The 25,946-nt window shown below is 71.7% G+C and carries 20 protein-coding genes; 11 read left to right on the forward strand and 9 right to left on the reverse strand.

The features are described from left to right. Positions 1-78: 78 nt before the first annotated feature. On the reverse strand, positions 79-945 hold the full coding sequence (panB, locus tag ACGFSH_RS03795) for a 3-methyl-2-oxobutanoate hydroxymethyltransferase (protein ID WP_393344633.1): 867 nt from the start codon (positions 943-945) through the stop codon (positions 79-81). A 179-nt stretch (positions 946-1,124) separates the two neighbouring features. Here panB and ACGFSH_RS03800 point away from each other — a divergent pair, with 179 nt between their 5' ends. From ACGFSH_RS03800 to ACGFSH_RS03815, 4 genes are all read left to right on the forward strand, one after another. Beyond that, a complete protein-coding gene (locus tag ACGFSH_RS03800) occupies positions 1,125-2,717 on the forward strand; it encodes an MFS transporter (RefSeq protein ID WP_393344635.1) in 1,593 nt (530 codons plus the stop codon). Positions 2,718-2,811: 94 nt separating this feature from the next. Beyond that, on the forward strand, positions 2,812-3,444 hold the full coding sequence (locus ACGFSH_RS03805; RefSeq protein ID WP_393344638.1) for a TetR/AcrR family transcriptional regulator: 633 nt from the start codon (positions 2,812-2,814) through the stop codon (positions 3,442-3,444). A gap of 182 nt (positions 3,445-3,626) precedes the next feature. Next, positions 3,627-4,688: an endonuclease/exonuclease/phosphatase family protein gene (locus tag ACGFSH_RS03810; protein ID WP_393344641.1), complete on the forward strand. Its 1,062-nt coding sequence runs from the start codon at positions 3,627-3,629 to the stop codon at positions 4,686-4,688. Positions 4,689-4,796: 108 nt separating this feature from the next. Then, complete coding sequence (locus tag ACGFSH_RS03815) at positions 4,797-6,020, forward strand: MFS transporter (protein WP_393344643.1); 1,224 nt, start codon at positions 4,797-4,799, stop codon at positions 6,018-6,020. Between the two features lie 415 nt (positions 6,021-6,435). Here ACGFSH_RS03815 and ACGFSH_RS03820 read toward each other — a convergent pair whose 3' ends face one another. The 4 genes from ACGFSH_RS03820 to ACGFSH_RS03835 form a co-directional block, all read right to left on the reverse strand. Continuing rightward, complete coding sequence (locus ACGFSH_RS03820; protein WP_393344645.1) at positions 6,436-8,475, reverse strand: NAD(+) synthase; 2,040 nt, start codon at positions 8,473-8,475, stop codon at positions 6,436-6,438. Between the two features lie 141 nt (positions 8,476-8,616). Continuing rightward, complete coding sequence (locus ACGFSH_RS03825) at positions 8,617-10,551, reverse strand: protease pro-enzyme activation domain-containing protein (RefSeq protein ID WP_393344648.1); 1,935 nt, start codon at positions 10,549-10,551, stop codon at positions 8,617-8,619. Between the two features lie 203 nt (positions 10,552-10,754). Next, complete coding sequence (locus tag ACGFSH_RS03830) at positions 10,755-11,363, reverse strand: DUF305 domain-containing protein (protein ID WP_393344650.1); 609 nt, start codon at positions 11,361-11,363, stop codon at positions 10,755-10,757. Between the two features lie 11 nt (positions 11,364-11,374). Then, a complete protein-coding gene (locus ACGFSH_RS03835; RefSeq protein ID WP_393344652.1) occupies positions 11,375-12,052 on the reverse strand; it encodes a DUF3105 domain-containing protein in 678 nt (225 codons plus the stop codon). Between the two features lie 187 nt (positions 12,053-12,239). Between ACGFSH_RS03835 and ACGFSH_RS03840 the strand changes: the two genes are divergently transcribed. Beyond that, on the forward strand, positions 12,240-12,776 hold the full coding sequence (locus tag ACGFSH_RS03840) for an RrF2 family transcriptional regulator (protein WP_393344654.1): 537 nt from the start codon (positions 12,240-12,242) through the stop codon (positions 12,774-12,776). Here ACGFSH_RS03840 and ACGFSH_RS03845 read toward each other — a convergent pair. Beyond that, the gene (locus tag ACGFSH_RS03845; RefSeq protein ID WP_393344656.1) at positions 12,736-12,924 is read right to left on the reverse strand and encodes a hypothetical protein; all 189 of its coding nucleotides are present in this window, start codon (positions 12,922-12,924) and stop codon (positions 12,736-12,738) included. The genes ACGFSH_RS03840 and ACGFSH_RS03845 overlap by 41 nt on opposite strands. Positions 12,925-13,255: 331 nt before the next feature. On the opposite strand from ACGFSH_RS03845, the gene glnA reads away from it, so the two are divergent. Beyond that, positions 13,256-14,617 (forward strand): type I glutamate--ammonia ligase, encoded by a 1,362-nt coding sequence (glnA, locus tag ACGFSH_RS03850; protein WP_393344658.1) that lies wholly within the window; start codon positions 13,256-13,258, stop codon positions 14,615-14,617. 292 nt (positions 14,618-14,909) lie between these two features. Next, positions 14,910-17,906, forward strand: a complete 2,997-nt coding sequence (locus tag ACGFSH_RS03855) for a bifunctional [glutamine synthetase] adenylyltransferase/[glutamine synthetase]-adenylyl-L-tyrosine phosphorylase (RefSeq protein ID WP_393344660.1) — start codon at positions 14,910-14,912, stop codon at positions 17,904-17,906. A 28-nt stretch (positions 17,907-17,934) separates the two neighbouring features. On the opposite strand, the gene ACGFSH_RS03860 is transcribed toward ACGFSH_RS03855, so the two are convergent. After that, positions 17,935-18,906 (reverse strand): DMT family transporter, encoded by a 972-nt coding sequence (locus tag ACGFSH_RS03860; protein ID WP_393344662.1) that lies wholly within the window; start codon positions 18,904-18,906, stop codon positions 17,935-17,937. A gap of 72 nt (positions 18,907-18,978) precedes the next feature. On the opposite strand from ACGFSH_RS03860, the gene ACGFSH_RS03865 reads away from it, so the two are divergent. Beyond that, positions 18,979-19,908 carry a LysR family transcriptional regulator gene (locus ACGFSH_RS03865; protein ID WP_393344664.1) on the forward strand — a complete coding sequence of 310 codons (930 nt, stop codon included), beginning with the start codon at positions 18,979-18,981 and terminating at the stop codon, positions 19,906-19,908. A 67-nt stretch (positions 19,909-19,975) separates the two neighbouring features. Here ACGFSH_RS03865 and ACGFSH_RS03870 read toward each other — a convergent pair whose 3' ends face one another. Beyond that, positions 19,976-20,854, reverse strand: a complete 879-nt coding sequence (locus tag ACGFSH_RS03870) for a phosphatase PAP2 family protein (RefSeq protein WP_393344666.1) — start codon at positions 20,852-20,854, stop codon at positions 19,976-19,978. A gap of 187 nt (positions 20,855-21,041) precedes the next feature. Continuing rightward, entirely contained in the window at positions 21,042-22,076 is a 1,035-nt protein-coding gene (locus tag ACGFSH_RS03875) for a LacI family DNA-binding transcriptional regulator (protein WP_393344668.1), read from the reverse strand. Between the two features lie 403 nt (positions 22,077-22,479). Here ACGFSH_RS03875 and ACGFSH_RS03880 point away from each other — a divergent pair, with 403 nt between their 5' ends. The 3 genes from ACGFSH_RS03880 to ACGFSH_RS03890 all read left to right on the forward strand — a co-directional run bounded on the left by ACGFSH_RS03880 (position 22,480) and on the right by ACGFSH_RS03890 (position 25,794). After that, entirely contained in the window at positions 22,480-23,754 is a 1,275-nt protein-coding gene (locus tag ACGFSH_RS03880) for an extracellular solute-binding protein (protein ID WP_393344670.1), read from the forward strand. A 113-nt stretch (positions 23,755-23,867) separates the two neighbouring features. Continuing rightward, a complete protein-coding gene (locus tag ACGFSH_RS03885) occupies positions 23,868-24,872 on the forward strand; it encodes a carbohydrate ABC transporter permease (RefSeq protein ID WP_393344672.1) in 1,005 nt (334 codons plus the stop codon). Between the two features lie 13 nt (positions 24,873-24,885). Continuing rightward, positions 24,886-25,794, forward strand: coding sequence for a sugar ABC transporter permease (locus ACGFSH_RS03890; RefSeq protein ID WP_393344674.1), 909 nt, complete (start codon positions 24,886-24,888; stop codon positions 25,792-25,794). The last annotated feature ends 152 nt before the right edge of the window (positions 25,795-25,946 follow it).

Genomic DNA, 25,946 nt, shown 5'->3' on the forward strand with positions numbered 1-25,946 from the left:
GGAGCCGTGACGAGCCGTACAAGGGGACAGCCCGCCGACGGGGGACGGTCGGCGGGCTGTCGTGGTGCGGGACCGGTCTCAGTGGACGGAGTGCTCCTCCAGCGGGAACGTTCCGCCGACGACGTCCTCCGCGAACGCCTTCGCCGCGTCGCCCATGACCTCGCGCAGGTTCGCGTACTGCTTGACGAACTTCGGCACCCGGCCGCCGGTCAGCCCGAGCATGTCGGTCCACACCAGCACCTGGGCGTCGGTCTCCGGGCCGGCGCCGATGCCGACCGTCGGAATGTGCAGCACGCGCGTGACCTCGGCCGCCAGCTCCGCCGGGACCAGCTCCAGCACCACCGCGAACGCGCCCGCGTCCTGCACGGCCTTGGCGTCGCGCAGCAGCTGCGCGGCCGCCTCCTCGCCGCGGCCCTGCACCCGGTAGCCCATGGAGTTCACGGACTGCGGGGTGAGGCCGATGTGGGCCATGACCGGGATGCCCGACTCCACCAGCAGCTCGATCTGCCGGTGCGAGCGTTCGCCGCCCTCCAGCTTCACGGCGCCGACCCCTGCCTCCTTGACCAGCCGGGTCGCCGAGCGCAGCGCCTGCACCGGCCCCTCCTGGTAGGAACCGAAGGGCAGATCGCCGACGATCAGCGCGCGGGAGGTGCCGCGTACGACCGCCGCGGACAGCATGGTCATCTCGTCGAGGGTGACGGGGACGGTCGTCTCGTACCCGAGGTGGCAGTTGCCCGCCGAGTCGCCGACGAGCATCACGGGGATCCCGGCCTCGTCGAAGACGGAAGCGGTCATCGCGTCGTACGCGGTGAGCATGGGCCACTTCTCGCCCCGCTCCTTGGCGAGCGCGAGGTCGCGAACGGTGATGCGGCGTGTGCCCTTGCCCCCGTACAGCGCCTTGCTGCCGTCGGTGGACTTCGTCTGGGCAGCCGAAGACTGCGTCATTGCACCGGCTCCTTCGTCATCTCGAGGCGCCCTCACGGCGTCCCCGGACCACTTCCCATGGTGGCACCTCGTCCCGGCGAGGGCCAGAGCGCCCCCTGTGGGTAAAGCCTCAGTAAGAAAGACGGCGGCGGAATCGATACGAGACGGTTCCGTATCGGAAGTGTTCTAGGCTCGGCGTCATGACTACTCCTGCCGTCCCCACCGCTCCGCGGATACCGGAAGCGGTGCACCGGCGTCGTTGGGCGATCCTCGGCGTCCTCATGCTGAGTCTGCTGATCGTGGTGCTCGACAACTCGATCCTGAACGTCGCGATCAAGACGATCTCCACGCCGGCCCCGACGGGCCTCGGGGCCACCCAGAGCGAGCTGGAGTGGGCGATCAACGCCTACACGCTCGTCTTCGCGGGACTGCTGTTCTCCGCCGGCCTCCTCGGCGACCGCATCGGCCGCAAGAAGGTCCTGCTCGGGGGACTGGCGGTGTTCGGCATGGGCTCGGCGCTCGCCGCCGAGTCCGGCTCGCCCGCCCAGCTCATCGCCTTCCGCGCGCTGATGGCGCTCGGCGCGGCCTTCGTGATGCCCGCCACGCTCGCCGTCCTGATGAACGTCTTCGACCGGGAGGAACAGCCCAAGGCGATCGGCATCTGGGCCGGCGGCGTCGGCCTCGCCATCGCCATAGGCCCCATCACCGGCGGCCTGCTGCTCGACCACTTCTGGTGGGGCTCGGTCTTCCTCATCAACGTGCCGATCGTGCTGCTCGCGTTCGGGCTGATGCTGTGGCTGGTGCCCGAGTCCCGCGACCCGAAGCCGGGCCGTGTCGACCTCGTCGGCGTCGTCCTGTCGGTGGTCGGCCTCGTCCTGCTCGTCTACGGCATCATCAAGGGCGGTGAACTGGCCGACTTCACCGACGCGAAGGTGCTGGCGACCATAGGGGCCGGCCTCGTCGTCCTGGCCGCGTTCGTGGTGTTCGAGAAGCGCAGCGACCACCCGTCCGTCGACATGGACTACTTCAAGAACAAGGTGTTCTCCGCCGCCATCTCCGTCATCGCACTGGTCTTCTTCGCGCTGATGGGCGTCACCTTCTTCTCGGTCTTCTACACCCAGAGCGTGCGCGGCTACTCGCCGCTCCAGACCGGTCTGCTGCTGCTGCCGCTGGCGGCCGCCCAGCTGATCTTCGCACCGCGCGCCCGGCTGGTCGTCGACCGCATAGGGATCCGGGCGACGACCACGACCGCGATGCTCGTGCTCGCCGCGACGCTCGTCGCGTTCGCCACCCTGGACGCAGGCACCCCGATCTGGCTCCTGGAGGTCGTCTTCTTCTTCATGGGCGCGGGGATGGCCCACATCATGACCCCGACCAGCGTCGTCATCATGCAGGCGCTGCCCCGCGAGAAGGCGGGCTCCGCCTCCGCCCTGAGCAACACCTTCCGCCAGGTCGGCGGCGCGCTCGGCATCGCCGTCCTCGGCTCCGTGCTGTCGACGTCGTACCGCAACGGCATCGAGGGTCACCTCGGCACGCTGCCGCCGGGCCTGCGCGACACGGCGGGCGAGTCGATCGAGGCCACCCTCGGGGTCGCCGCCAAGCTCGGCGACCAGGGCCGGTCGCTGATCGAGCCGGCTCATGACGCGTTCCTGCACGCCATGCACATCACCGCCCTGTGCGGGGCGGCCGTGGCCGTGGTGGGCGCGATCGTGGTGGCCCTCTTCCTGCCGGGCCGTCCGAAGCCCGTGCAGGAGGCCGCGGACGAGGAGGAGTTGGCGCGGGCGAAGCCGTGACCGGCGGGCGGGCGGGGCGGCCGGGAGTCGCCGCCCCGCCCGCCGGCCGCGTGACAATCGCTCCAGCGCGACGAGGGACCGGACGAAAGGACCGATGGACGTGAGCCCCGCCGACAGCACAGCCGTGGAGCAGCCGGTCCGGGGCCGGCCACGGAGCGAGGCCGTGGAACGGGCCATCGTCGAGGGCGTGATGAAGCTGCTGGAGGAGGGCGTCTCGCTCGGCGAGATCTCCATCGAGCGCATCGCCCGCACCGCCGGCGTCGGCAAGGCCGCCATCTACCGCCGCTGGAGCGGCAAGGAGGAGCTCTTCGTCGACGTCCTGCGCACCGCGGAACCCGACGACCTGGAACTCCCCGGCACCTCCATGCGCGACGACCTGATCGTGCTGCTGGAGTCGCTGCGCCGGCGGGGCCTCGTCAACCGTTCCTCCGCCATCCTGCACAACGTGCAGGCCCAGATGAAGAGCAGCCCGAAGATCTGGGCCGCCTACCACAACACGGTCATAGCACCGCGGCGCAGGCTGGGGATCGAGGTCCTGCGCCGGGGCCAGCGCAACGGCGAACTGCGCGGGGACGTCGACGTCGATCTCGTGAACGACATGTTCGTCGGGCCGATGCTGGTGCGCGCCGTCCTGCGGCCCGACGCCGACCTGCCCGAGGACCTGCCCGAACGCATCGTCGACACGCTGCTCGCCGGACTACGCCCCGTCAGCTCCCCGGCCCCGTAACGCCAATGTGCGCGTTCCGTCACAGACCAGGTCACGCGGCCCGGGTCCGGAACCCCTGAGCGCGCCCCGTTCGTCCTCCTGCCCGTACGGCCGTCACGAGACGGCGAGAACGAAACCGAACATCGCCTAGGGTCGTACCCGGGGGGACGTACGGTGTGCACGGCAGGCAGTGAGGCGACGGTATGGCGCAGCAGGCGTACATGACGGAGACGGACGACAACGGCGGCTCGGGACCCGAGCCTCGGGGAGCCCGGCTCCGGCGCCTGATCGGACGCTTCGTCGGCCGGCTGTCGACGGGCTGGCGCGGTGATCCGCGCATCTGGCGGCGCGGTCTGGTCCTCACCGGCATTGCCACGGCGCTCGCCCTGGTGATGCTGCTGCACTCGCGCATCCCGAACCGCTTCGGCAACCTCGGCAGTCTGACGGAGACGTTCCTGCCCTGGATCGGCGTCCTCGTCCCGGTGCTGCTGGTGCTGGCGCTGGTGCGCAGGTCGGCGATCGCGCTGATCGCCGTCGTCCTCCCGGCCGTGGTCTGGACGAACCTCTTCGGCGGACTTCTCGTGGACCGCACCGGCGGCGGCGGGGACCTGACCGTCGCCACCCACAACGTCAACGCGGACAACCCCGATCCGGCCGGCACCGCCCGCGACGTCGCCGCGTCGGGCGCGGACGTGGTGGCGCTGGAGGAACTGACCGCCACGGCGGCGCCGGTGTACGCGAAGGCGCTGGCGGCGACCTACCCGTACCACTCGGTGCAGGGCACGGTCGGGCTGTGGAGCAAGTACGCGCTGAGCGCCGTGAAGCCCGTGGACATCAAGCTGGGCTGGACGCGCGCGATGCGTGCGACCGTCGCGACGCCGCAGGGCGAGGTCGCCGTGTACGTCGCCCATCTGCCCTCGGTGCGGGTGAAGCTGCGGGCCGGTTTCACGGCCCGCCAGCGCGACACGAGCGCGGACGCGCTGGGCGAGGCGATCGCCGACGAGAAGCTGACCCGGGTGATCCTGCTGGGCGACCTCAACGGCACCATGAACGACCGTTCGCTCAACGCCGTGACCTCGCAGATGCGCTCCACGCAGGGCGCGGCGGGCAGCGGCTTCGGGTTCAGCTGGCCGGCGTCGTTCCCGATGGCCCGCATCGACCAGATCATGGTCAAGGGCGTGGATCCGGTCACCTCCTGGACCCTGCCGCGGACGGCGAGCGACCATCTGCCGGTGGCGGCGCGTGTGAAGGTCACCACACCGTAACCGGGGCGTCGCCCGCCGGAATACCGGGCCGGGGAGACTTTGTTCCGTACTTGAACATACGAAACGTATGATGACCGGAACCCGCTCTCTCTGAAAGGCACGTTCTTCATGCCCCTGGCCCTGCTCGCCCTGGCCGTGGGTGCCTTCGGCATCGGCACCACCGAGTTCGTGATGATGGGCCTGCTGCCCGAGGTCGCGGACGACCTGCACATCTCGATCCCGGCGGCCGGACACCTCGTCTCCGCGTACGCGCTCGGCGTCGTCATCGGCGCGCCGCTGCTCGCCGCCGCGACGGCGCGGATGTCCCGCCGCACGGTCCTGATCTCCCTGATGGCCCTCTTCGTCACCGGCAACGCGCTCTCGGCGCTCGCCCCGGACGACGGCTGGCTGCTGGCCGCCCGCTTCCTCAGCGGCCTGCCGCACGGCGCCTTCTTCGGCGTGGGCGCGGTGGTCGCCACCAACCTGGTCGCGCCGGAACGCAAGGCCCGCTCGGTGTCGCTGATGTTCCTCGGCCTGACCGTCGCCAACGTCGCGGGCGTCCCCGTCGCCACCCTCGTCGGCCAGCACCTCGGCTGGCGCGCGACCTTCCTCGGCGTCAGCCTGATCGGCCTCGTCGCCATCGCCGCCCTGGCCCTGCTCATCCCGCGCGACCACGCCCAGGCGCCCGCCGTCGGCCTGCGCCGCGAACTGGCCGCCCTGCGCTCGCTCCCGGTGTGGCTGGCGCTCGGCACCACCGTGGCCGGCTTCGGCGCCCTCTTCTCCGCCTACAGCTACATCACGCCGATGCTGACGGACTCCGCCGGGTTCGCCGACTCCAGCGTGACGCTGCTGCTGGCGCTGTTCGGCGTCGGCGCCACCGCCGGCAACCTGCTGGGCGGCCGCCTCGCCGACCGCGCGATGCGCCCCACCCTGTTCGCGGGCCTCACCTCGCTGGTCCTGGTCCTGGCCCTCTTCCCGCTGCTGATGACGACGGCGTGGGGCGGCGCGCTGGCCGTGGTCCTGCTCGGCGTCGCGGCGTTCGTCACGGGCTCGCCGCTGAACCTGATGGTGATGGAGAAGGCCGCCGACGGCCCCTCCCTCGCATCCTCCGCCAACCAGGCGGCCTTCAACCTGGCCAACGCCGGCGGCGCGTGGCTCGGCGGCCTGGCCCTCACGGCCGGCCTCGGCGTCACCTCACCCGCACTGGTGGGCGCGGCCCTGGCCGCCCTCGGCCTGGCGGTGGCGGCCACCGCCTACGTGGTCGACGCCCACCGCACCCACCGCCCCACCACACACGACCGCGTCATCGCCACCCACCACCCCCACCCAACCCCAGCAAAAGCCCACCACTGACCCCCCGCGGCGCGGAAACCTCCCCAGGGGCGCGGGGAACTGCGCGCCCAGCCCCGGCGAACCCGCAGAGCCCCACGGGCCTCATCCGCCTCATCCCCCCGTCTGCGGGGGGCGCGCCGGGAATCGACGCCAGGGGCGCGGGGAACTGCGCGACCAGCCCGAGCGGACCCGCAGAGCCCCACGGGCCTCATCCGCCTCATCCCCCCGCCTGCGGGGGCGCGCCGGGAATCGACGTCAGGCCAACCTCCCCAGGGGCGCGGGGAACTGCGCGACCAGCCACAACGAACCCGCACACGCCCCGCAGCGCACCACCCCCGGCCCTTGCCCCCCGGCCACCTCTACGCCGCCCCCGGCGAACCGGCCCCCGGCCCACTTCAACGCCGCCCACCGACAAAGCGCCCCCCCGGCGGCAGCCCTACTCGTCGAAACGCGCAAGATCCCGCAGCCAGGCCGCCGCCGAACTGTCCGACGGCGCCCGCCAGTCACCTCGAGGCGACAGCGAACCGCCCGCCGACACCTTCGGCCCGTTGGGCATCGCCGACCGCTTGAACTGGGCGAAGGCGAAGAAGCGTCGGCAGAAGACCTCCAGCCAGCGCCTGATCTCGGCCTGGTCGTAGGCCACCCGCTTGGCGTCGGGGAAGCCGGGAGGCCAGTCGCCGGCGTCCGCGTCGTGCCAGGCGTGCCAGGCCAGGAAGGCGATCTTCGAGGGCCGGAAGCCGTAGCGCAGCACGTGGAAGAGCGTGAAGTCGTGCAGCGCGTAGGGGCCGATCCGGGACTCGGTGGACTGCATCTCCTCGCCCGGCACGAGCTCCGGGCTGATCTCGGTGTCCAGGATCGCGGAGAGCGTCCGCCCGGTCTCCTCGTCGAACTGGCCGCTGCTGACGACCCAGCGGATGAGGTGCTGCATCAGCGTCTTCGGCACGCCGGAGTTGACGTTGTAGTGGCTCATCTGGTCGCCCACGCCGTACGTGGACCAGCCGAGCGCCAGCTCCGACAGGTCGCCGGTGCCCAGCACGATGCCCCCGCGCTGGTTGGCCAGCCGGAACAGGTAGTCGGTGCGCAGCCCGGCCTGCACGTTCTCGAAGGTGACGTCGTACACCGGCTCGCCGGAGGCGAAGGGGTGGCCCATCTCCTTGAGCATCAGCCGCGCGGTGGGCGTGATGTCCAGCTCGGCCGCCGTGACGCCGAGCGAGTTCATCAGCTTGTGGGCGTTGTCCTTGGTGTGGTCGCTGGTGGCGAAGCCGGGCAGCGTCCAGGCGAGGATGTCGCTGCGCGGGCGGCCCGCCCGGTCCATCGCGCGGGCGGCGACGATCAGCGCGTGCGTGGAGTCGAGTCCGCCGGACACGCCGATGACGACCTTGGGCCCGCCGATCGCGGCCATGCGCTGCTGGAGGCCGGCGACCTGGATGTTGTACGCCTCGTAGCAGTCCTGGGCGAGACGGTCGGCGTCGGCCGGCACGAACGGGAAGCGCTCCAGACGGCGACGCAGCCCCAGGTCGGCCGAGGGCGGGCCGAGTGCGAAGTCGACCGTGCGGAAGTCGCCGGTGCGCGCGAGGTGCGTGCGGCGGTTGTCGTCGAACGTGCCCATCCGCTGCCGCTCCTGCCGCAGCAGGTCGAGGTCGACGTCGGCGATCGCGTACTCGTCGCCGAGCGGGAACCGTTCCGTCTCCGCGAGCAGCACGCCGTTCTCGTAGACCATGGCCTGGCCGTCCCAGGACAGGTCGGTGGTCGACTCGCCCAGCCCGGCGGCCGCGTACACGTAGGCGGCCAGGCAGCGGGAGGAGGCCGAGCGGCACAGCAGCTTGCGGTCCTCGGCCCGCCCGACCGTGATCGGGCTGCCCGACAGGTTGACGAGGACGGTCGCGCCGGCGAGGGCGGCCTCCGCGCTGGGCGGCACCGGCACCCACATGTCCTCGCAGATCTCGGCGTGCAGCACCAGGCCGGGGACGTCCTGCGCGGTGAACAGCAGGTCGACGCCGAACGGCACGCTCTCGCCGCCGACCCGGACCGACCCGCCGCGCTCGTCGGCGCCGTCGCCGATCTGCCGGCGCTCGTAGAACTCCCGGTAGTTCGGCGGGTACGACTTGGGCACGACGCCGAGGACCCGGCCGCGGTGCACGATCACCGCGCAGTTGTAGACCCGGTTGCGGTGCCGCAGCGGGGCGCCCACGACGAGGACCGGCAGCAGGCCGGCCGACCCGGCCACCACCTGCTGGAGCGCCGCCTCGACCTCGTCGAGCAGCGCGTCCTGCAACAGCAGGTCCTCGATGGAGTAGCCGCACAGCACCATCTCCGGGAAGACGGCGACGGCCACCCCCTCGTCGGCGCACCGGCGCGCGTGGCGCAGGACCGCTTCGGCGTTGGCGGGCGGGTCGGCGATGACGGTGTGACCCGTGCATGCGGCGACCCGCGCGAACCCGTGCTGATAAAGGGACCAGAAGTTCGATTCAGGCACGGGCCCAGTGTAATCGTCAGAGCGACGCGATAGGCGGTGCGGGCGCCTGCGCGCCGCTCCCGCACGCGAGGAGGGGGCGCGGGTGACTACCCCGCGCCCCCTCAAGGCGCCTGCCTGCTGCGCCCCGGTGCTGCTCGGGTGCTACTTCTTGTACGACTCCACGTAGCCCGTCGTGGGCGTGCCCACGCCGGTGACGTCGTCGTAGCCCTTCACCGCGGACAGCGAGCTGTCCTTGCCGAGGCTGCGCACGGAGGTCAGCAGACCGCCGGTCGCGTCCACGCTGTTGGCGAAGTCGACGCGTACGACCGCGAGACCGGAGCCGGTCGGGTTGTCCGTGACGTCGTGGTAGACCCGCGACCCGAACTTGGAGTAGATCGACGGGTTGGCGAAGCCGATCGCCTTGCCGCCGCGCGCCTCCTGGGCCAGCGCCTGCACGGCCGCGATGACCGGAGCCGCCAGCGAGGTGCCGCCGATGCGGTACTCGCTGTACTGCTGGGACCCGTCCGGGAAGGTCTGGGTCTGGCCGACCCGGAAGCCCGTGTTCGGGTCGGCGATCGCCGCGATGTCCGGGACGACGCGGTTGCCCGCGGCGCCGTTGGCCGTGGCGAGCGCCTTCGGGACGACGCCCTTCTGGTAGTACGGCTGGGCGACCGTCTTGCTGGTGCCGCCGCCCGCGCCCGAGGTGAACGCGCCCGGGAAGCCCGTCCAGCTCTTGCCGTCGGCCGACAGCGACGCCTTCTCGGTGCCCCAGCCGGTCTCCCACAGGTACTTGTCGTTCTTGCCGACCGCCAGCGAGGTGCCGCCGACCGCCGTCACCCACGCCGAGTTGGCCGGGGTGTCGACCTGCTTCGTACCGGTGTTGGCGACCTCGTCGCCGTTGTCGCCGGAGGAGAAGTAGAAACCGATCCCCTCGACCGCGCCGAACTGGAAGACCTGGTCGTAGGCGGCCGCCAGGTCCGGCGTCTGGTTGGCCTCGATGTCGCCCCACGAGTTGGAGACGATGTCGGCCAGGTGGTTGTCGACGACCTTGCTGAGCGAGTCGAGCAGGTCGTCGTCGTAGCAGGACGCGGCCCCCACGTACGTGACGTTCGCGGCAGGCGCGACCGCGTGCACGGCCTCGACGTCGAGGGTCTCCTCGCCGTACCAGCCGGCCGCCCCGCACTCCTCGGTCTTCGTGTAGTCCGCCGGCAGGACCTGGCGCAGCTGCCCGGTCTTCCAGGACGCGTCGCCGTGTGCCTTCGCGTACGTCGCCGCGTCGAAGGCGATGGTCGGCGAGGCGTAGGCGTCGGTGATGGCGACCCGCACGCCCTTGCCGGTGTACTTCCCGGCGCCGTAGGCGGACCGCAGCTGCTTGCCGGTGTAGCCCTGCACGGCGTACGGGATCTTCTTGCCGTACGCCGACGGGAGGCTGCTCGCGGTCCGGGAGCCGTAGTACGAGGAGAACGGCCCGGCGTTCTTGAACACCGCGTCCGGCGGCGGCAGCTGCTCCTTGGAGGCGGCCTTGTGCGGCGCGTTGTCCAGACCGGTGACGGTCAGGACGGCGCCGTCCAGGCTCGCGGGAGCCGTCGCGCTCTTCGCCGGCGCGCGGTAGGTCTTGGCGCCCTTGGCGAAGTTGTGCAGCTGGGTGCCGAACGCCTTCTCGGCGGCGGCGACGTCACCGCTGACGGAGACGTAGTGCCGGCTGGTGCCGGTCACCTTCAGACCGGCCGCCGTCAGCCACGACTTGACCGCGGCCACCTGGGCCTCGGTCGCCCCGAAGCGGACCTGCGCCTGCTCGGCCGAGAGGTACTTGCCGAAGGCGGCGGAGTGCGGGTCGGAGACCGACTTCGCGTACTGCGCGAGGCCGGCCGCGTCGCGTCCCGCGAGGTAGACACGGGCGGAGACCTGTGCGCTGTCCGCCGTCGCGCCCTTGTCAGCCTTGGCGGTGGCCCACGCGGGCTTGGTCCCGGACAGCGTGTCACGGGCCGGGCCGTCCGCGGCGTGGGCCGCGGGTATGCCGAGCGCCAGCGCGCCGGCGATCATGGGCAGTGTCGCCGCCATGCTCGCTGCGCGCAGCGTGGCGCGATTGGATCTCATAGGACCCCCTGATATGTGGTTCGACGCGAGTGGATCACTCGACGTGGTGGCCACTCTCGCGACGAACACTTCATGCCTGGGGAATGCGAACACCAAGAAGACGCCAAGTGATCGCTTTCTGGGCGGGTTTGACGGATACGTCCGTGAAGTCGAGGGAAAACCCTATGAATTGCCCTATGGATTGCGCTAGGGGAGCGCGCGGGCTACGGCTTGGCCCCGCGTGCCTTCAGCATCTCCGCCATGAGGCCGATCTCCGACTGCTGGGCCTCCACCATGCCCTGCGCGAGCCGCTTCTCCACGCCCACCGTGCACCGGTGCTCGCACCCCTCGGCCATGTGCACGCCGCCCTTGTGGTGGGCCGTCATCAGCCGCAGGTAGAACACCTCGGCCGCCTTGCCGTTCAGCGTCCCGAGCTTCTTCATCTCGGTGTCGGTGGCCATGCCCGGCATCAGCGCGCCGTCCTCGCCCCCGCTCATGCCCGCCATGCCCATCCAGGCCATCGGCCCGTCGGCCGACACCTTCGGCAGCCCCCACAGATCGAGCCAGCCGAGCAGCATGCCGCGCTGGTTGGCCTGCGTCTGGGCGATGTCGTAGGCCAGCCGCCGCACCTCCGCGTCGGTCGTCCGGTCGCGCACGACGTACGACATCTCGACGGCCTGCTGGTGGTGCACCGCCATGTCGCGGGCGAACCCGGCGTCCGCGGATCCCGCGGCGGGGACGCCGGAGCCGGCCGCGTCCGCGCCGCCCTCCCCGGCCACCGAGTAGGTGACGGCCCCCGCGGCGACGAGGACCCCGGCCACGGCGACCGCCACCCCCGCGTACCTCACCGCGACAGACCGCCCGTGCACGCCGCGCCCGGCTCCGGCGTCTGCGCGCCCTGCACGAACTTCTCGAGGAACGCGTCCACGTTCGGGTCGTCCGCACCCGTCACCGTGCGCTGGTGCCCCCACGCGGTGAGCATGATCGGGTCGGCCTGGTCGTCGTCGGGGCTCATGAGCGTGTACGGCGTCTTCTCCACCTTGGCGGCCAGGGCGGCCACGTCGGCCTTCGGGGCCTTGCTGTTGTACGTCACCCAGACCGCGCCGTGCTCCAGCGAGTGCACGGCGTTCATGTCGTCGACGGGCTCGGTGTAGACGTCGCCGTCGCAGTTCATCCACACCTGGTTGTGGTCGCCGCCGACGGGCGGCACCGTCGGGTAGTGGACCCGCTTGGTGACGTGCGTGCGCCCGAGCTTGCCCGTCCAGGTCCTGACCCCGTCCGCGCCGGTGGCGAACTTCCCGGCGGCCGATCGCGAGGAGGCGGCCTTCGCGTCGACGCCGTCGTCGTCCTTGGACTGCGACCTCAGGACGAACACCCCGCCCGCGACGATCGCGGCGACGGCGACCAGGCTGCCCGAGATCACGAGGAACCGGTTGCGCCGCTCCCGGGCCACTTCGACCCGCCGCATCTCCTCTATGCGCGCCTTGCGCGTGGCGCTGGTGGTCTGGCTGCCGGAACCCATGAGGCCTGTCCTTCTGGGGAAAGGGGCGGGACGGTCGGGACGCTCGGGACTCTTCTGACGTGCGGGTCAGCTGATCGTAATGGCGGACGGGGGAAACGCGTAGACCGGTCACCGCCGCACGACCGGATCGGGATGGGGTCCCGCTCATAATTTGAAGGACAGATGCGCATTATCTACTCTTCGGTGCATGCGGCTGCTGCGATCCACCGACCTTGCGCTGCGCGTCCTCATGCGACTCGCGGTCACCGGCGACGACCCGGCCGCAGCCTCCACCACTCCCCGTACGCCCGCCACCCCCACCACCCGTGACGTGGCCGCCGCCATGGACGTCCCGTACACGCACACCGCCAAGGTCGTCGCCGAGCTCCAGCACCTCGGGCTCCTGGAGGCCCGCCGGGGCAGGGGCGGGGGACTGGCGCTGACCGAGCGGGGCCGTACCGCCTCCGTGGGCGCGATCGTGCGCGCCTTCGAGGGCGACGGCGACGTCGTCGACTGCGAGGGGACCACCCCCTGCCCGCTGGCGTCGGGCTGCCGGCTGCGGGGCGCCCTGCGCCGGGCGCAGGAGGCGTTCTTCGCGTCCCTGGACCCGCTCACGCTCACCGACATCGTGGCGGACCCGACGGGCCCGCTGCTGCTGGACATCGCCCGGCCCGCCCGGACCGGCCCGCCGCCGGCCGGGCCGTCTACCGGCCGTGCGCCCGGTAGTGCCTCATCAGGGCCGTGATCCGCGCCGGATCCGCCCCGCCGTTCAGCTCCGCGAGGAGATCGTCCGGGCACAGTCCGTAGAGGTCCCCCCACCATCGCCGGCCCCGGTTGTCCCAGATCCGGTAGCCCCCGGGCACGCCGCGGGCGACGTAACGCCTTCTGCTCACGGCCCCTCCGGATTCTCCTGCCTGTGAGCGGATGATAGGACCAGGCGCGGCCGCCGCGGCAGCTCCGGCGCGGCCCCGGCCGCCGGGGGCGATTCGCCCGGTGACCGGGACGGAGGGGGGTCGGGCATTACGGATGCCGGTGCGAGCAGGCAAGATGGGCTCCAGAGCAGTACATCCGCCCGACGCGAGGCGTTCAGCCCCGGGTCGCCGAGGCGATCATGGTCCGCAACGCGGATGAAACGCCGGCGTGGTGTGATGCTCAGGTGCCCGACCGCCTCTTTCGTGGGACGGGAGACAGGCGGCCTGACCAGCAAGGATGGGGAAGCGGAAGATGGACAAGCAGCAGGAGTTCGTGCTCCGGACGTTGGAGGAGCGCGACATCCGGTTCGTACGGCTGTGGTTCACGGACGTCCTGGGCTTCCTCAAGTCCGTCGCCGTGGCCCCCGCCGAGCTGGAGCAGGCCTTCGACGAGGGCATCGGCTTCGACGGCTCCGCGATCGAGGGCTTCGCCCGGGTCTACGAGTCCGACATGATCGCCAAGCCGGATCCCTCCACCTTCCAGGTGCTGCCCTGGCGGGCCGAGGCCCCGGGCACCGCCCGCATGTTCTGCGACATCCTCATGCCGGACGGCTCGCCCTCCTTCGCCGACCCCCGCTACGTCCTCAAGCGCGCCCTCGCCCGCGCCTCCGACCTGGGCTTCACCTTCTACACCCACCCGGAGATCGAGTTCTTCCTGCTCAAGGACAAGCCGACCGACGGCTCCCGGCCGACCCCGGCCGACAACTCCGGCTACTTCGACCACACCCCCCACAACGTCGGCATGGACTTCCGCCGCCAGGCGATCACCATGCTGGAGTCGATGGGCATCTCGGTCGAGTTCTCCCACCACGAGGGCGCCCCCGGCCAGCAGGAGATCGACCTGCGCTACGCCGACGCCCTCTCCACGGCCGACAACATCATGACGTTCCGCCTGGTCATGAAGCAGGTCGCACTGGAGCAGGGCGTCCAGGCGACCTTCATGCCGAAGCCGTTCAGCGAGCACCCCGGCTCCGGCATGCACACCCACCTCTCCCTCTTCGAGGGCGACCGCAACGCGTTCTACGAGTCGGGCGCCGAGTACCAGCTGTCGAAGGTCGGTCGGTCGTTCATCGCCGGTCTGCTGAAGCACGCCGCCGAGATCGCCGCCGTCACCAACCAGTGGGTCAACTCCTACAAGCGCATCTGGGGCGGCTCCGAGCGCACCGCGGGCGCCGGCGGCGAGGCCCCCTCGTACATCTGCTGGGGCCACAACAACCGCTCCGCCCTGGTCCGCGTGCCGATGTACAAGCCCGGCAAGACCGGCTCGGCCCGCATCGAGGTCCGCTCCATCGACTCCGGCGCCAACCCCTACCTGGCCTACGCCATGCTGCTCGCCGCCGGCCTCAAGGGCGTCGAGGAGGGCTACGAGCTGCCGCCGGGCGCCGAGGACGACGTCTGGGCCCTGTCGAACGCCGAACGACGCGCCATGGGCATCGAGCCGCTCCCGCAGAACCTCGGCGAGGCGCTCACCCTGATGGAGGGCAGCGACCTCGTCGCCGAGACGCTCGGCGAGCACGTCTTCGACTTCTTCCTGCGCAACAAGAAGCAGGAGTGGGAGGAGTACCGCTCCGAGGTCACCGCCTTCGAGCTGAGGAAGAACCTGCCGGTGCTGTAGCGCCGGGGCCGCCGCGGCCGCCCGCCGGGCGGCCTTGTGCGGGCGGGGAGTACGGGTCGCGGGGCCTCGGCTGCCGGGCCCGTATCGGGCCGCATCGGGCCGCACCGGCCCGCGTCCCTCTGCGCGCGCACGGCCGGCGATCCGCCCGTGAGGAGCCCTTCCGGGGCGCTGACGTACAAGAAGGCGCCCCGCGCTTCCGTCTGCGCGGAACCGGGAGCCGGCCCGCAGCGCCGGACAGACGTGCGGGTTACGCTCGACTGCGGACGGGCTTGATCGCAGGAGGAGGCCGGGGATGATGGCGCCGGGGCGCAGGAGCAGCACCTTCACACGGCTGCTGCGGCACGGCTTCACCGATCCGTCCGCCGCCGAGCGGCTGCTGGACGGGCCCGAGTTGTCCCCGGTGCGCGACGACCCCTTTCTGCTGGAGGCCCTCGCGGCCACCGCCGACCCCGATCTCGCCCTGCACGGTCTCGTCCGGCTGCTGGAGGCGCAGCCCGGCCCCACCGCCCGCCGGGAACTGCTCGACACGCTGATCGCGGCGAAGCCGCTGCGCGACCGTCTGCTGGGGGTGCTGGGGGCGTCCGCCGCGCTGGCAGACCACCTCGCCCGCCACCCGCGGGACTGGGAGGCGCTGGTCACCTACGAGCCCCGGGACCTGCATCCGGGGGTGGAGGAGTTCGAGCGGGGGCTGGCCGAGGCCACGGACCCGGTGCTGCTGAGGGTCGCCTACCGGCGCTGTCTGCTGTCCATCGCGGCGCGGGACGTGTGCGCGACGACCGACGTCGCCGAGACCGCCGCCGAGCTGGCCGACCTCGCCACGGCGACCCTGCGGGCCGCGCTGCGGCTGGCCCGGGCCGACGCGCCCGACGATGCCGCGCTGTGCCGGCTCGCCGTCATCGCCATGGGCAAGTGCGGCGGCCACGAGCTGAACTACGTGTCGGACGTCGACGTCATCTTCGTCGGGGAGGCCGTCGACGGCGCCGACGAGGACAAGGCGCTGCGGGCCGCCACCAAGCTCGCCTCGCACCTGATGCGGATCTGCTCCGAGACCACGGTCGAGGGGTCGATCTGGCCCGTCGACGCCAATCTGCGGCCGGAGGGCCGCAACGGCCCGCTCGTGCGCTCGCTCAGCAGCCATCTCGCCTACTACCGCAGATGGGCCAAGACCTGGGAGTTCCAGGCCCTGTTGAAGGCCCGGCCGGTGGCCGGCGACCTGGAGCTGGGGGCCGAGTACGTCGCCGCCGTCGAGCCCCTGGTGTGGCAGGCCGCCGAGCGGGAGAACTTCGTCGTCGACGTGCAGCGGATGCGGCGGCGGGTCGTCGAGAACATCCCGGCCGCCGAGATCGACCGCGAACTCAAGCTCGCGCCGGGCGGCCTCAGGGACGTCGAGTTCGCCGTGCAGCTTCTGCAGTTGGTGCACGGCCGGGCCGACGCGTCGCTGCGCAGCGGGACCACGCTCGACGCGCTCCAGGCGCTCGCCGCGGGCGGCTACGTCGGCCGGGCGGACGCGACGCAGCTCGACGCCGCGTACCGGTTCCTGCGCTCCATGGAGCACCGCATCCAGCTCTACCGGCTGCGCCGCACCCACCTGGTGCCGGAGGACGAGGCGGACCTGCGCCGGCTCGGCCGCTCCCTCGGGCTGCGCACCGACCCGGTCGCCGAGCTGGGACGCGAGTGGAAGCGGCACGCCGCCGTGGTGCGCCGGCTGCACGAGAAGCTGTTCTACCGGCCGTTGCTCGACGCGGTCGCCCAACTCGCGCCCGGCGAGACCAGGCTGAGCGCGAAGGCGGCCCGCGAGCGGCTCGTCGCCCTCGGCTACGCCGACCCCGCGTCCGCGATGCGGCACCTGGAGGCGCTCGCCTCCGGCGTCTCGCGCAAGGCCGCCATCCAGCGCACCCTGCTGCCCGTCCTGCTGGGCTGGTTCGCGGATTCCGCCGACCCGGACGCGGGGTTGCTCAACTTCCGCAAGGTCTCGGACGCCCTGGGCAAGACCCCCTGGTATCTGCGGCTGCTGCGGGACGAGGGGGCCGCCGCGGAGAACCTCGCGCGCGTGCTGTCCGCCGGGCGGCTGGCCCCCGACCTGCTGATGCGGGCGCCGGAAGCGGTGGCGCTGCTGGGCGACGGGGAGAGCGGGCGGCTGGAGCCGCGCGCCCGCGGCCCGTTGGAGCAGGAGATGTTCGCCGCGGTGCGGCGGGCCGACGGGGCCGAGCAGGCGGTGACCGCGCTGCGCGGGGTGCGCAGGCGCGAGCTGTTCCGCACGGCCGCGGTGGACATCGTCGGCAGTTACGGCACCGAGGGGCAGCCGGCCGAGGCCGATCAGGGCGCCCTGGTGGACCTGGTGGGCGGGGCCGTGTCGGACCTCACGGCCGCCACCCTGGCCGGGACGCTCCAGGCGGTCGTGCGGGAGGGCTGGGGCGACACCCTCCCGACGCGCTTCGCCGTCATCGGCATGGGACGCTTCGGGGGCCACGAGCTGGGCTACGGCTCCGACGCCGACGTGCTGTTCGTGCACGAGCCCCGCGAAGGCGTCGACGAACGGGAGGCGGCCGACGCGGCCAACAAGGTCGTCTCCGAGATGCGTCGGCTGCTTCAGATCCCGAGCGCCGATCCGCCGCTGCTCGTCGACGCGGACCTGCGCCCCGAGGGCAAGTCCGGCCCGCTGGTGCGGACGCTGAAGTCCTACGAGGCCTACTACCGGCGGTGGTCGCTCGTCTGGGAGGCGCAGGCTTTGCTGCGGGCCGAACCCGTCGCGGGGGACGAGGAGTTGGGGCGCCGGTTCCTCGCGCTCGCGGACCCGCTGCGGTATCCGGGGAGCGGGCTGCCGGAGGAGTCCGTGCGGGAGATCCGGCGGCTGAAGGCGCGGATGGAGTCGGAGCGGCTGCCCCGCGGCGCCGACCCGAAGCTGCACACCAAGCTGGGGCCCGGCGGTCTTTCCGACGTCGAATGGACCGTGCAGCTGATGCAGATGCGGCACGGGGCGTCGGTCGAGGGCCTGCGGACCACCCGCACCCGGGAGGCGCTCGCCGCCGCCCGCGACGCCGGGCTGGTCACCGAGGACGACGCGGTGACGCTGGACGAGGCCTGGGTGCTGGCCACGCGGGTGCGCAACGCGGTGATGCTGGTGCGCGGACGGGCCGGGGACACCTTCCCGACCGACCCCCGTGAACTCGTCGCCGTGGGCCGCTACCTGGGATACGGACCCGGGCGGGTGGGCGACATGCTCGACGACTACCGCCGAACCGCCCGCCTGGCGCGCGGCGTCGTGGACGAGCTGTTCTACGGGGGCTAGGCGCCGTGCGCGCGGCGGTTGCCGGGGGTCAGGGCTTTTCGGGGCGGGCGCCGAGTCGGATCTCGCCCCGCTGTGCCGGCCGGGGAAGGGGAAGCGGTGCGGCGGCGGCGCCCGCTGCCGCCGTCCGGACGCTCCCCGCCCTGCCGCCGGTGCGGGTCAGGGCCACCGCCAGGAGGACGACCGTCATGCCGGTCAGCACGCGGGGGCCGACGTGTTCGTCCAGGAGCGCCGCGCCCAGGGCCACGGAGACCACCGGGAGCAGGTAGCCGACGGTGGCCGCGGCGGTCGGCCCCTCGTCCGTGATCAGGCGGTAGTTGAGGTAGAAGGTCACGCCGGTGCCGAGGACGCCCAGGGCGGTGACGGCGAGCAGGGCGGTGACGTCCGGGTGCAGGGGGCCGGCCGCGGGAAGGGCGAGGGTGCTCAGGCCCGTCGCCGTCAGGAGCTGGGCCGCCGACATCGCCAGGGGCGTCTCCCGCGTCGTGAGGTGGCGGGCCATGTAGGCGAAGGCCACCGCATAGCTGGCGGCCGCCGCGAGCAGGGCGGCGGCGGGCCAGGTGAGGAGGCCGCCCCGCTGCCAGGGGGCGAAGATCAGCACCGTCCCGGCGAACCCCAGGACAAGACCCGCGAGGCGGGCGGGGTGGGTGATCCGTTCGGCCCCGGTGGTCATGCCGATGAGCAGTGACCACAGCGGGGTCGTGGCGTTGAGGACGCCCGCCAGGCCGGAGTCGAGATGCTGCTCGCCCACGGCGAAGAGGGCGAACGGCAGAGCGTTGCAGAAGAAGGCCGCCACGACGAGGCGTCCCCAGGTGGCCCGGGAGCGGGGGAGGCGCTGGCCGGCCCGGCGGGCCAGGACGAGGAGGACAACCGCGCCGAGGGCGCAGCGCGCGATGGTGATCTGGGCCGGGGTCAGGCCGTGGGTGAGGGCCAGCTTGATCCAGAGGAAGCCCGAGCCCCAGAAGAGGGCGAGCGCTGCCATGCGGAGAGTCGAGGGGAGGGGCATGCCGTCCACGGTGACCGCATCGACCTGTGAGGACAAGTGAAAGGTTCTTGATGGTTCGTTAAGCTGGTCTGCATGCTTGATGTGCGGCGGATGCAGGTGCTGCGGGCGGTCGTGGCGAGCGGGTCGGTGACGGGGGCGGCGGCCGCGCTGGGCTATACGCCGTCCGCCGTCAGTCAGCAGATCGCGGCTCTGGAGAAGGAGGCGGGGGCCGAGCTGCTGGAGCGGGTGGGGCGCGGGGTGCGGCCGACGGCCGCCGGGCTGCTGCTCACGGAGCACGCGGACGCCGTCGGACGGCAGCTCGCCGAGGCCGAGGCCGCCCTCGCCGATCTGCTCGCGGGACGCAGCGGGCGGTTGTCCGTGCGGTACTTCGCCACCGCGGGGGCCGGGCTGGTCGCGCCGGCGGTGGCCAGGCTGCGGGAGCTGCATCCCGGGGTGCGGCTGGAGCTGCGTGTGAGCGCGCCGCAGGACGCGTTCGCCGAGGTCAGGGAGGGGCGGGCCGATCTGGCGCTGGTCGTGCGCGGGGACGGGGCCGCGGGAGTGCGGCTGGTGCCGCTGCTCGACGATCCCTACCTCGCCGTCCTGCCGCGCGGGCACCGGCTGGCCGGGCGGCGGAGCGTGCGGCTGGCGGAGCTGGCCGAGGAGGACTTCGTGGGCAGCGAGTGGCCGGGGCCCTGTCTGGACGCCCAGCTCGACGCGTGCGCGGCCGTCGGGTTCCGGCCGCGGTTCGTCGTCGAGAGCGAGGACTACATGACCGCCCAGGGCTTCGTCGCCGCCGGGCTGGGCGTGAGCCTGGTGCCGCGGCTGGGGCTGGGCAGCCGGCATCCGGGGGTCGTCGTACGGGAGGTGCGTGATCCCGTGCCGGTGCGGACCGTGCAGGCGGTCGTGCGGGAGACGGCGCCGGCGCAGCCCGCGCTGGAGGCGTTCGTGGCGGCGCTCAGGGCGGCCGCGTCGCCCGGGGACGGCCCGGCCCGCACCTCCGGCCGGCCCGCGCCCGCCCCCTGACACTCCCGGCACGGGCCGCGGATCCCGCCGTCCGGTCCGGGGTTCGGACCGGCCGAGACCTCCGCCGTCAGGGTCCGGCGCCGGTGCGCGCTCCGGGCCGGTCCGCTCGTTTCGCCGGCCCTCTCCTCGGCACGCTCCTCGGCAGGGCGTACGGCAGCGCTCCGTACCAGAGGCGCGCCACGGCGAAGCCGAAGGCGAGACACAGGAGGCCGCCCACCGCGTCCAGCCAGAAGTGGTTGGCCGTGGCGACGATGACGACGAGGGTCCCCACCGGGTACAGCAGCCCCAGGATGCGCACCCAGGGCAGACGGGCCAGGGCGAAGACCGTCAGACCGCACCACACCGACCAGCCGATGTGCATGGACGGCATCGCCGCGTACTGGTTCGACATGTGCTTGAGGTCGCCGGACGCCATCGAGCCCCACGTCCGGTGGGCCGCCACCGTGTCGACGAAGTCGCCGCCCGGCATCAGTCGGGGCGGCGCCAGGGGATAGAGGTAGTAGCCGGCCAGGGCGACGGCCGTGGTCGCGAAGAGCACCAGGCGGGCGGCCCCGTAACGGCCGGGATGGCTGCGGTAGAGCCAGACCAGGACGGCCAGGGTGACGACGAAGTGCAGGGTGGCGTAGTAGTAGTTCATCCCCACGATGAGCCAGGTCACCGAGTTCGCCGCGTGGTTGACGGACTCCTCCCACGCGACGCCGAGGGTGCGCTCGGCGTGCCAGATCCAGTCGGCGTTGCGCAGGGCGGCGCCGCGCTGCTCCGGGACCGCGTTGCGCACGAGGGAGTACGTCCAGTAACTCACCGCGATGAGCAGGATCTCGAACCAGAGGCGCGGTCGGCGCGGGGTGCGCGGACGGCCGGGGCGGCGCTGTCGTGTGCGGGCCGTGACGGGCTGCGGAACGGCCTGTGCACGGCCTTCCAGTGGTGTCACAGTCGGTTCACCCATGGACGCAAAGTCTGCCAGAAAGGCCCTCTTCGCCCGATCATCCCTCGGTAGGGCACGGTGCGCACGTTCTACGGCGTGAAGACCCCTTTGGTGTTATTTGCAGTGTGCTTCCGGCGCATCGGGCCGGCGGCCCCCGCCTCCGCGCCGCGCGGACGACGACCGCCCGCCGGGGGCCGTGGTCGCGGGCTCAGGGCCGGACGCGGTCCCCGGGAGCCGAGGCGGTCGAGCCGCGCACCACCAGTTCCGGCATGAACACGAACTCGCTGTGCGGCGCGGGCGTCCCGCCGATCTCCTCCAGGAGGGTGCGGACGGCGGCCTGGCCCATCGCGGGGACCGGCTTGCGCACGGTCGTCAGGGGCGGGTCGGTGAAGGCGATCAGCGGGGAGTCGTCGAAGCCGACCACCGAGACGTCCCGGGGGACCGCGAGCCCGCGCTGCCGGGCCGTTCGTATCGCGCCCAGCGCCATCATGTCGCTGGCGCACACGATCGCCGTGCAGCCGCGGTCGATCAGGGCGGTGGTCGCCGCCTGGCCGCCCTCCAGGGTGTAGAGGGAGTGCTGGACCAGCTCGGTCTCGATCGTCTCCGGGCTGAGCCCCAGCTGCTCCTGCATGGCCCGGACGAAGCCCTCGATCTTGCGCTGCACCGGCACGAAGCGCTTGGGGCCGAGGGCCAGGCCCACCCGGGTGTGGCCGAGGGAGACGAGGTGGGTCACCGCGAGGGTCATCGCCGCCCGGTCGTCGGGGGAGATGAAAGGGGCCTGCACCTTCGGGGAGAAGCCGTCCACGAGGACGAAGGGGACGCCCTGGGCGCGCAACTGCTCGTAGCGCTCCATGTCGGCCGTGGTGTCCGCGTGCAGACCGGAGACGTAGATGATGCCGGCGACGCCCCGGTCGACCAGCATCTCGGTCAGCTCGTCCTCCGTGGAGCCGCCCGGGGTCTGGGTGGCGAGCACGGGGGTGTAGCCCTGACGCGTCAGCGCCTGGCCGATGACCTGGGCCAGGGCCGGGAAGATGGGGTTCTCCAGCTCCGGCGTGATCAGGCCGACCAGGCCCGCGCTGCGCTGGCGCAACCGGACGGGGCGCTCGTAGCCCAGGACGTCCAGAGCGGCGAGCACGGACTGACGGGTGGTGGCGGCGACGCCAGGCTTGCCGTTGAGGACGCGGCTGACGGTCGCTTCGCTCACCCCCGCCTGCGCGGCGATGTCGGCAAGCCGTGTGGTCACAGGGGTGGACTGTACCGGTCGGGCGCTGCCTTGCACACCGATCGGTCGCCGTGGGCGGCCTGGTGAACGGGCCGCGCCGGGCTGCTGCGTCATCGCGCTCCCTCGTGAAAGTGATGGCAAGAGCTTTCAGAGTCTTGCACAGTGGCCGCCCGCCCCGCTGTGAGGCCGGTCAACCGCGACAACAACGGTCTCACGGCGGTCGAGGAGAGGTCACGCGCGCGTCACGCGCGGATAACTTCAGAGATGTCTTGCACTTTTTTGCTGCAAGGTCTTTCGTGCCGCTTGCAACGCTGTTACGTTCACGTCGCCCGGCGGCAGCAACGGCGCGGTCGGCAAGTCGGCAGGACGGCGGACGGGACCGCCGCCTGCAGCTATACGGGCTTTCACCCTCAAGGAGAAACTCATGCGGCGTGGCATAGCGGCCACCGCGCTGGTGGCGTCCTTCGCCCTCGCGGCGACGGCCTGCGGCGGAGACGACAGCGGCAGCGACAACTCGTCCGGGCCGGTCACCATCACCTGGTGGGACACCTCCAACGCCACCAATGAGGCGCCCACGTACCAGGCCCTGGTCAAGCAGTTCGAGGCGGCCAACAAGGACGTCAAGGTCAAGTACGTCAACGTGCCCTTCGACCAGGCACAGAACAAGTTCGACACGGCCGCCGGCGCCTCCGGCGCCCCGGACGTGCTGCGCTCCGAGGTCGGCTGGACCCCGGCCTTCGCCAAGAAGGGCTACTTCCTGCCGCTGGACGGCACGGACGCCCTGAAGGACCAGTCCAAGTTCAAGCCGAACCTGCTGGAGCAGGCCAAGTACGAGGGCAAGACGTACGGCGTCCCGCTGGTCACGGACACCCTCGCCCTGGTCTACAACAAGGCCCTCTTCGCCAAGGCCGGCATCACCACCGCCCCCAAGACCTGGGACGAGCTGAAGACCGCCGCCGCCACCGTCAAGGACAAGACCGGCGTCGACGGCTACTGGGGCTCCACCCAGGCCTACTACGCGCAGTCCTTCCTCTACGGCGAGGGCGCCGACACCGTCGACGCCAAGGCCAAGAAGATCACCGTCGCCTCGCCGGCGGCGAAGAAGGCCTACGGCACCTGGCTGGGCCTCTTCGACGGCAAGGGCCTGCACAAGGCCGACACCACGGCCGACGCGTACGCCCACATCCAGGACGCGTTCGTCAACGGCAAGGTCGCCGCGATCGTGCAGGGCCCGTGGGAGATCACCAACTTCTACAAGGGCGGCGCCTTCAAGGACAAGGCCAACCTCGGCATCGCGACCGTCCCGGCCGGCTCCGCCGGCAAGGCGGGCGCCCCGACCGGCGGCCACAACCTGTCGGTCTACGCCGGCTCGGACAAGGCCCACCAGGCCGCCGCGCTGAAGTTCGTGAACTTCATGACCTCCGCCGCGTCGCAGTCGGCCATCGCCCAGAAGAACTCCACGCTGCCCACCCGTGACGATGCCTACACCGACGCCGTCAAGGCCGACCCGGGCATCGCGGGCTACCAGACCGTCCTGTCCGCGGCCCAGCCGCGCCCGGCGCTGCCGGAGTACAGCTCCCTGTGGGGCCCGCTGGACACCGAACTGCCCAAGATCGCGGGCGGCAAGGAGAGCCTCGACAAGGGCCTGAGCAACGCCGAACTCGCCATCGCCAAGCTGGTGCCGGACTTCAGCAAGTGAGTCCGCGTGGCCGCCGGATCCGCCCCGCACGGTGGGGAGGATCCGGCGGCCACCGGCCTGTGAGCCGTATCCCCGTCGACGATCCAGCGTGAAGATCCAGAAGGTGTCGAACCATGACAGTCGCCATCGACCGCGCGACCGGCAAGCGCCGCGGTGACCGTGAGCCGGGGCCCGGGCTCGCCGGACGCCTGAAGCGCGGCTACCACAAGCACTGGTACGCCTACGTGATGATCGCCCCGGTGGCGGTCGTCCTCGGCGTCCTCGTGCTGTACCCCCTGGTGTACGGCCTCTATCTGACGCTGACCGACGCCAACAGCCTCAACACCGCGCGCACGATCGGCGTCAACCACATCGACGCCACCTACAAGTTCATCGGCCTGGACAACTACGCCGACATCCTGTGGGGCCCCACCGCCTACGACCGCTTCTGGTCGCACTTCATCTGGACGATCGTGTGGACGGCGGCCTGTGTCGCGCTGCACTACGGCATCGGCCTCGGCCTCGCCCTGCTCCTCAACCAGAAGCTGCGCGGACGTACCCTCTACCGGGTGATCCTGGTGCTGCCCTGGGCGGTGCCCACGTTCGTCACCGTCTTCGGCTGGCGTTTCATGCTCGCCGACGGCGGCATCATCAACTCCGCGCTCGACGCCCTGCACCTGCCCTCGCCCCTGTGGCTGGAGGACACCTTCTGGCAGCGGTTCGCCGCGATCATGGTCAACACCTGGTGCGGTGTGCCGTTCATGATGATCTCGCTGCTCGGCGGCCTCCAGTCGATCGACGCCTCCCTCTACGAGGCCGCCGAGATGGACGGAGCGAGCGCCTGGCAGCGCTTCCGCTACGTCACCCTGCCCGGTCTGCGCTCGGTCAGCTCGACCGTCGTCCTGCTGGGCATCATCTGGACGTTCAACCAGTTCGCCGTCATCTTCCTGCTGTTCGGCAACACCGCCCCCGACGCGCAGATCCTCGTCACCTGGGCGTACTACCTCGGCTTCGGACAGCAGCCGCGTGACTTCGCCCAGTCCGCCGCCTACGGCATCCTGCTGCTGGCCATCCTGATCGTCTTCACCTCGTTCTACCGCCGCTGGCTGAACCGCAACGAGCAGCAGCTCGCGATCTGAGGCAGGAGTTCCCATGAGCACCACCACCACCGAGACACCTGCCCCGGTCGCCGGACAGCGTCCCCCGAAGGCCCCGCGCCGGTCCCGCCGGCGCGGCGAGAACGGCCTCGCCGCAACGATCGCCTCCCACGGCGTCCTGACCGTCGCCAGCCTGATCGCGCTCTTCCCGATCGCCTGGCTGGTCTACCTGTCCCTCGGCCCGGACAAGGACGACTACCTGCACCCGGGCGGCATCTGGGACAAGATGACGTTCTCCAACTACTCGTTCGTGCTCCAGCACACCGAGTTCTTCAACTGGCTGAAGAGCTCCCTCGTCGTCACGCTCGGCACCACCGCCATCGGCGTGCTCATCGCCGCCACCACCGGCTACGCCGTCTCGCGCATGCGCTTCCCCGGCTACAAGAAGTTCATGTGGGTGCTGCTGGTCACCCAGATGTTCCCGGTCGCCGTGCTCATGGTGCCGATGTACCAGATCCTGTCCGACCTCCAGCTCATCGACAACTACTTCGGCCTGATCCTCGTCTACTGCACGACGGTCATCCCGTACAGCGCCTGGCTGCTCAAGGGGTACTTCGACACCATCCCCTTCGAGATCGACGAGGCGGGACGCGTCGACGGGCTCACCCCGTTCGGCACCTTCTTCCGGCTGGTGCTCCCGCTGGCCAAGCCCGGCCTCGCGGTGGCCGCCTTCTACAACTTCCTCACCGCGTTCAGCGAGGTGGCCTTCGCCTCGACGTTCATGCTCAGCGACGACAAGTACACGCTCGCCGTCGGCCTTCAGTCGTTCGTCAGCGAGCACGACGCCCAGCGCAACCTGATGGCCGCCACCGCCGTGCTGATCGCGATACCCGCGGCCGTGTTCTTCTACCTCGTGCAGAAGAACCTGGTGACCGGTCTGACCGCGGGCGGCACCAAGGGGTGACGCGCCCCCGTCTGCCAGGTCCCCCGAAAGAACCCGGGGCGGCCGCGGTCACCATCCGACCCCGCTGTGACCGCGGCCGCCTCGTCAGCCCTTCCACCTCCGTCGCCCCACCCCTCACCCACTCTGACCCGATGACTCCGTTAGGTACCAAG

The sequence above is a fragment of the Streptomyces sp. NPDC048481 genome, assembly GCF_043200075.1.
GTDB lineage: Bacteria > Actinomycetota > Actinomycetes > Streptomycetales > Streptomycetaceae > Streptomyces.

What these genes read in the sequence shown, in the direction of transcription:
- ACGFSH_RS03855 (WP_393344660.1), top strand. Translation starts at nt 14,910, where the DNA reads ATGATGGCGCCGGGGCGCAGGAGCAGCACCTTCACACGGCTGCTGCGG.
- ACGFSH_RS03805 (WP_393344638.1), top strand. Translation starts at nt 2,812, where the DNA reads ATGGACGTGAGCCCCGCCGACAGCACAGCCGTGGAGCAGCCGGTCCGG.
- ACGFSH_RS03865 (WP_393344664.1), top strand. Translation starts at nt 18,979, where the DNA reads ATGCTTGATGTGCGGCGGATGCAGGTGCTGCGGGCGGTCGTGGCGAGC.
- ACGFSH_RS03885 (WP_393344672.1), top strand. Translation starts at nt 23,868, where the DNA reads ATGACAGTCGCCATCGACCGCGCGACCGGCAAGCGCCGCGGTGACCGT.
- ACGFSH_RS03835 (WP_393344652.1), bottom strand. Translation starts at nt 12,052, where the DNA reads ATGGGTTCCGGCAGCCAGACCACCAGCGCCACGCGCAAGGCGCGCATA.
- ACGFSH_RS03860 (WP_393344662.1), bottom strand. Translation starts at nt 18,906, where the DNA reads ATGCCCCTCCCCTCGACTCTCCGCATGGCAGCGCTCGCCCTCTTCTGG.
- ACGFSH_RS03870 (WP_393344666.1), bottom strand. Translation starts at nt 20,854, where the DNA reads ATGGGTGAACCGACTGTGACACCACTGGAAGGCCGTGCACAGGCCGTT.
- ACGFSH_RS03815 (WP_393344643.1), top strand. Translation starts at nt 4,797, where the DNA reads ATGCCCCTGGCCCTGCTCGCCCTGGCCGTGGGTGCCTTCGGCATCGGC.
- glnA (WP_393344658.1), top strand. Translation starts at nt 13,256, where the DNA reads ATGGACAAGCAGCAGGAGTTCGTGCTCCGGACGTTGGAGGAGCGCGAC.
- ACGFSH_RS03825 (WP_393344648.1), bottom strand. Translation starts at nt 10,551, where the DNA reads ATGAGATCCAATCGCGCCACGCTGCGCGCAGCGAGCATGGCGGCGACA.
- ACGFSH_RS03840 (WP_393344654.1), top strand. Translation starts at nt 12,240, where the DNA reads ATGCGGCTGCTGCGATCCACCGACCTTGCGCTGCGCGTCCTCATGCGA.
- panB (WP_393344633.1), bottom strand. Translation starts at nt 945, where the DNA reads ATGACGCAGTCTTCGGCTGCCCAGACGAAGTCCACCGACGGCAGCAAG.
- ACGFSH_RS03890 (WP_393344674.1), top strand. Translation starts at nt 24,886, where the DNA reads ATGAGCACCACCACCACCGAGACACCTGCCCCGGTCGCCGGACAGCGT.
- ACGFSH_RS03810 (WP_393344641.1), top strand. Translation starts at nt 3,627, where the DNA reads ATGGCGCAGCAGGCGTACATGACGGAGACGGACGACAACGGCGGCTCG.
- ACGFSH_RS03880 (WP_393344670.1), top strand. Translation starts at nt 22,480, where the DNA reads ATGCGGCGTGGCATAGCGGCCACCGCGCTGGTGGCGTCCTTCGCCCTC.
- ACGFSH_RS03800 (WP_393344635.1), top strand. Translation starts at nt 1,125, where the DNA reads ATGACTACTCCTGCCGTCCCCACCGCTCCGCGGATACCGGAAGCGGTG.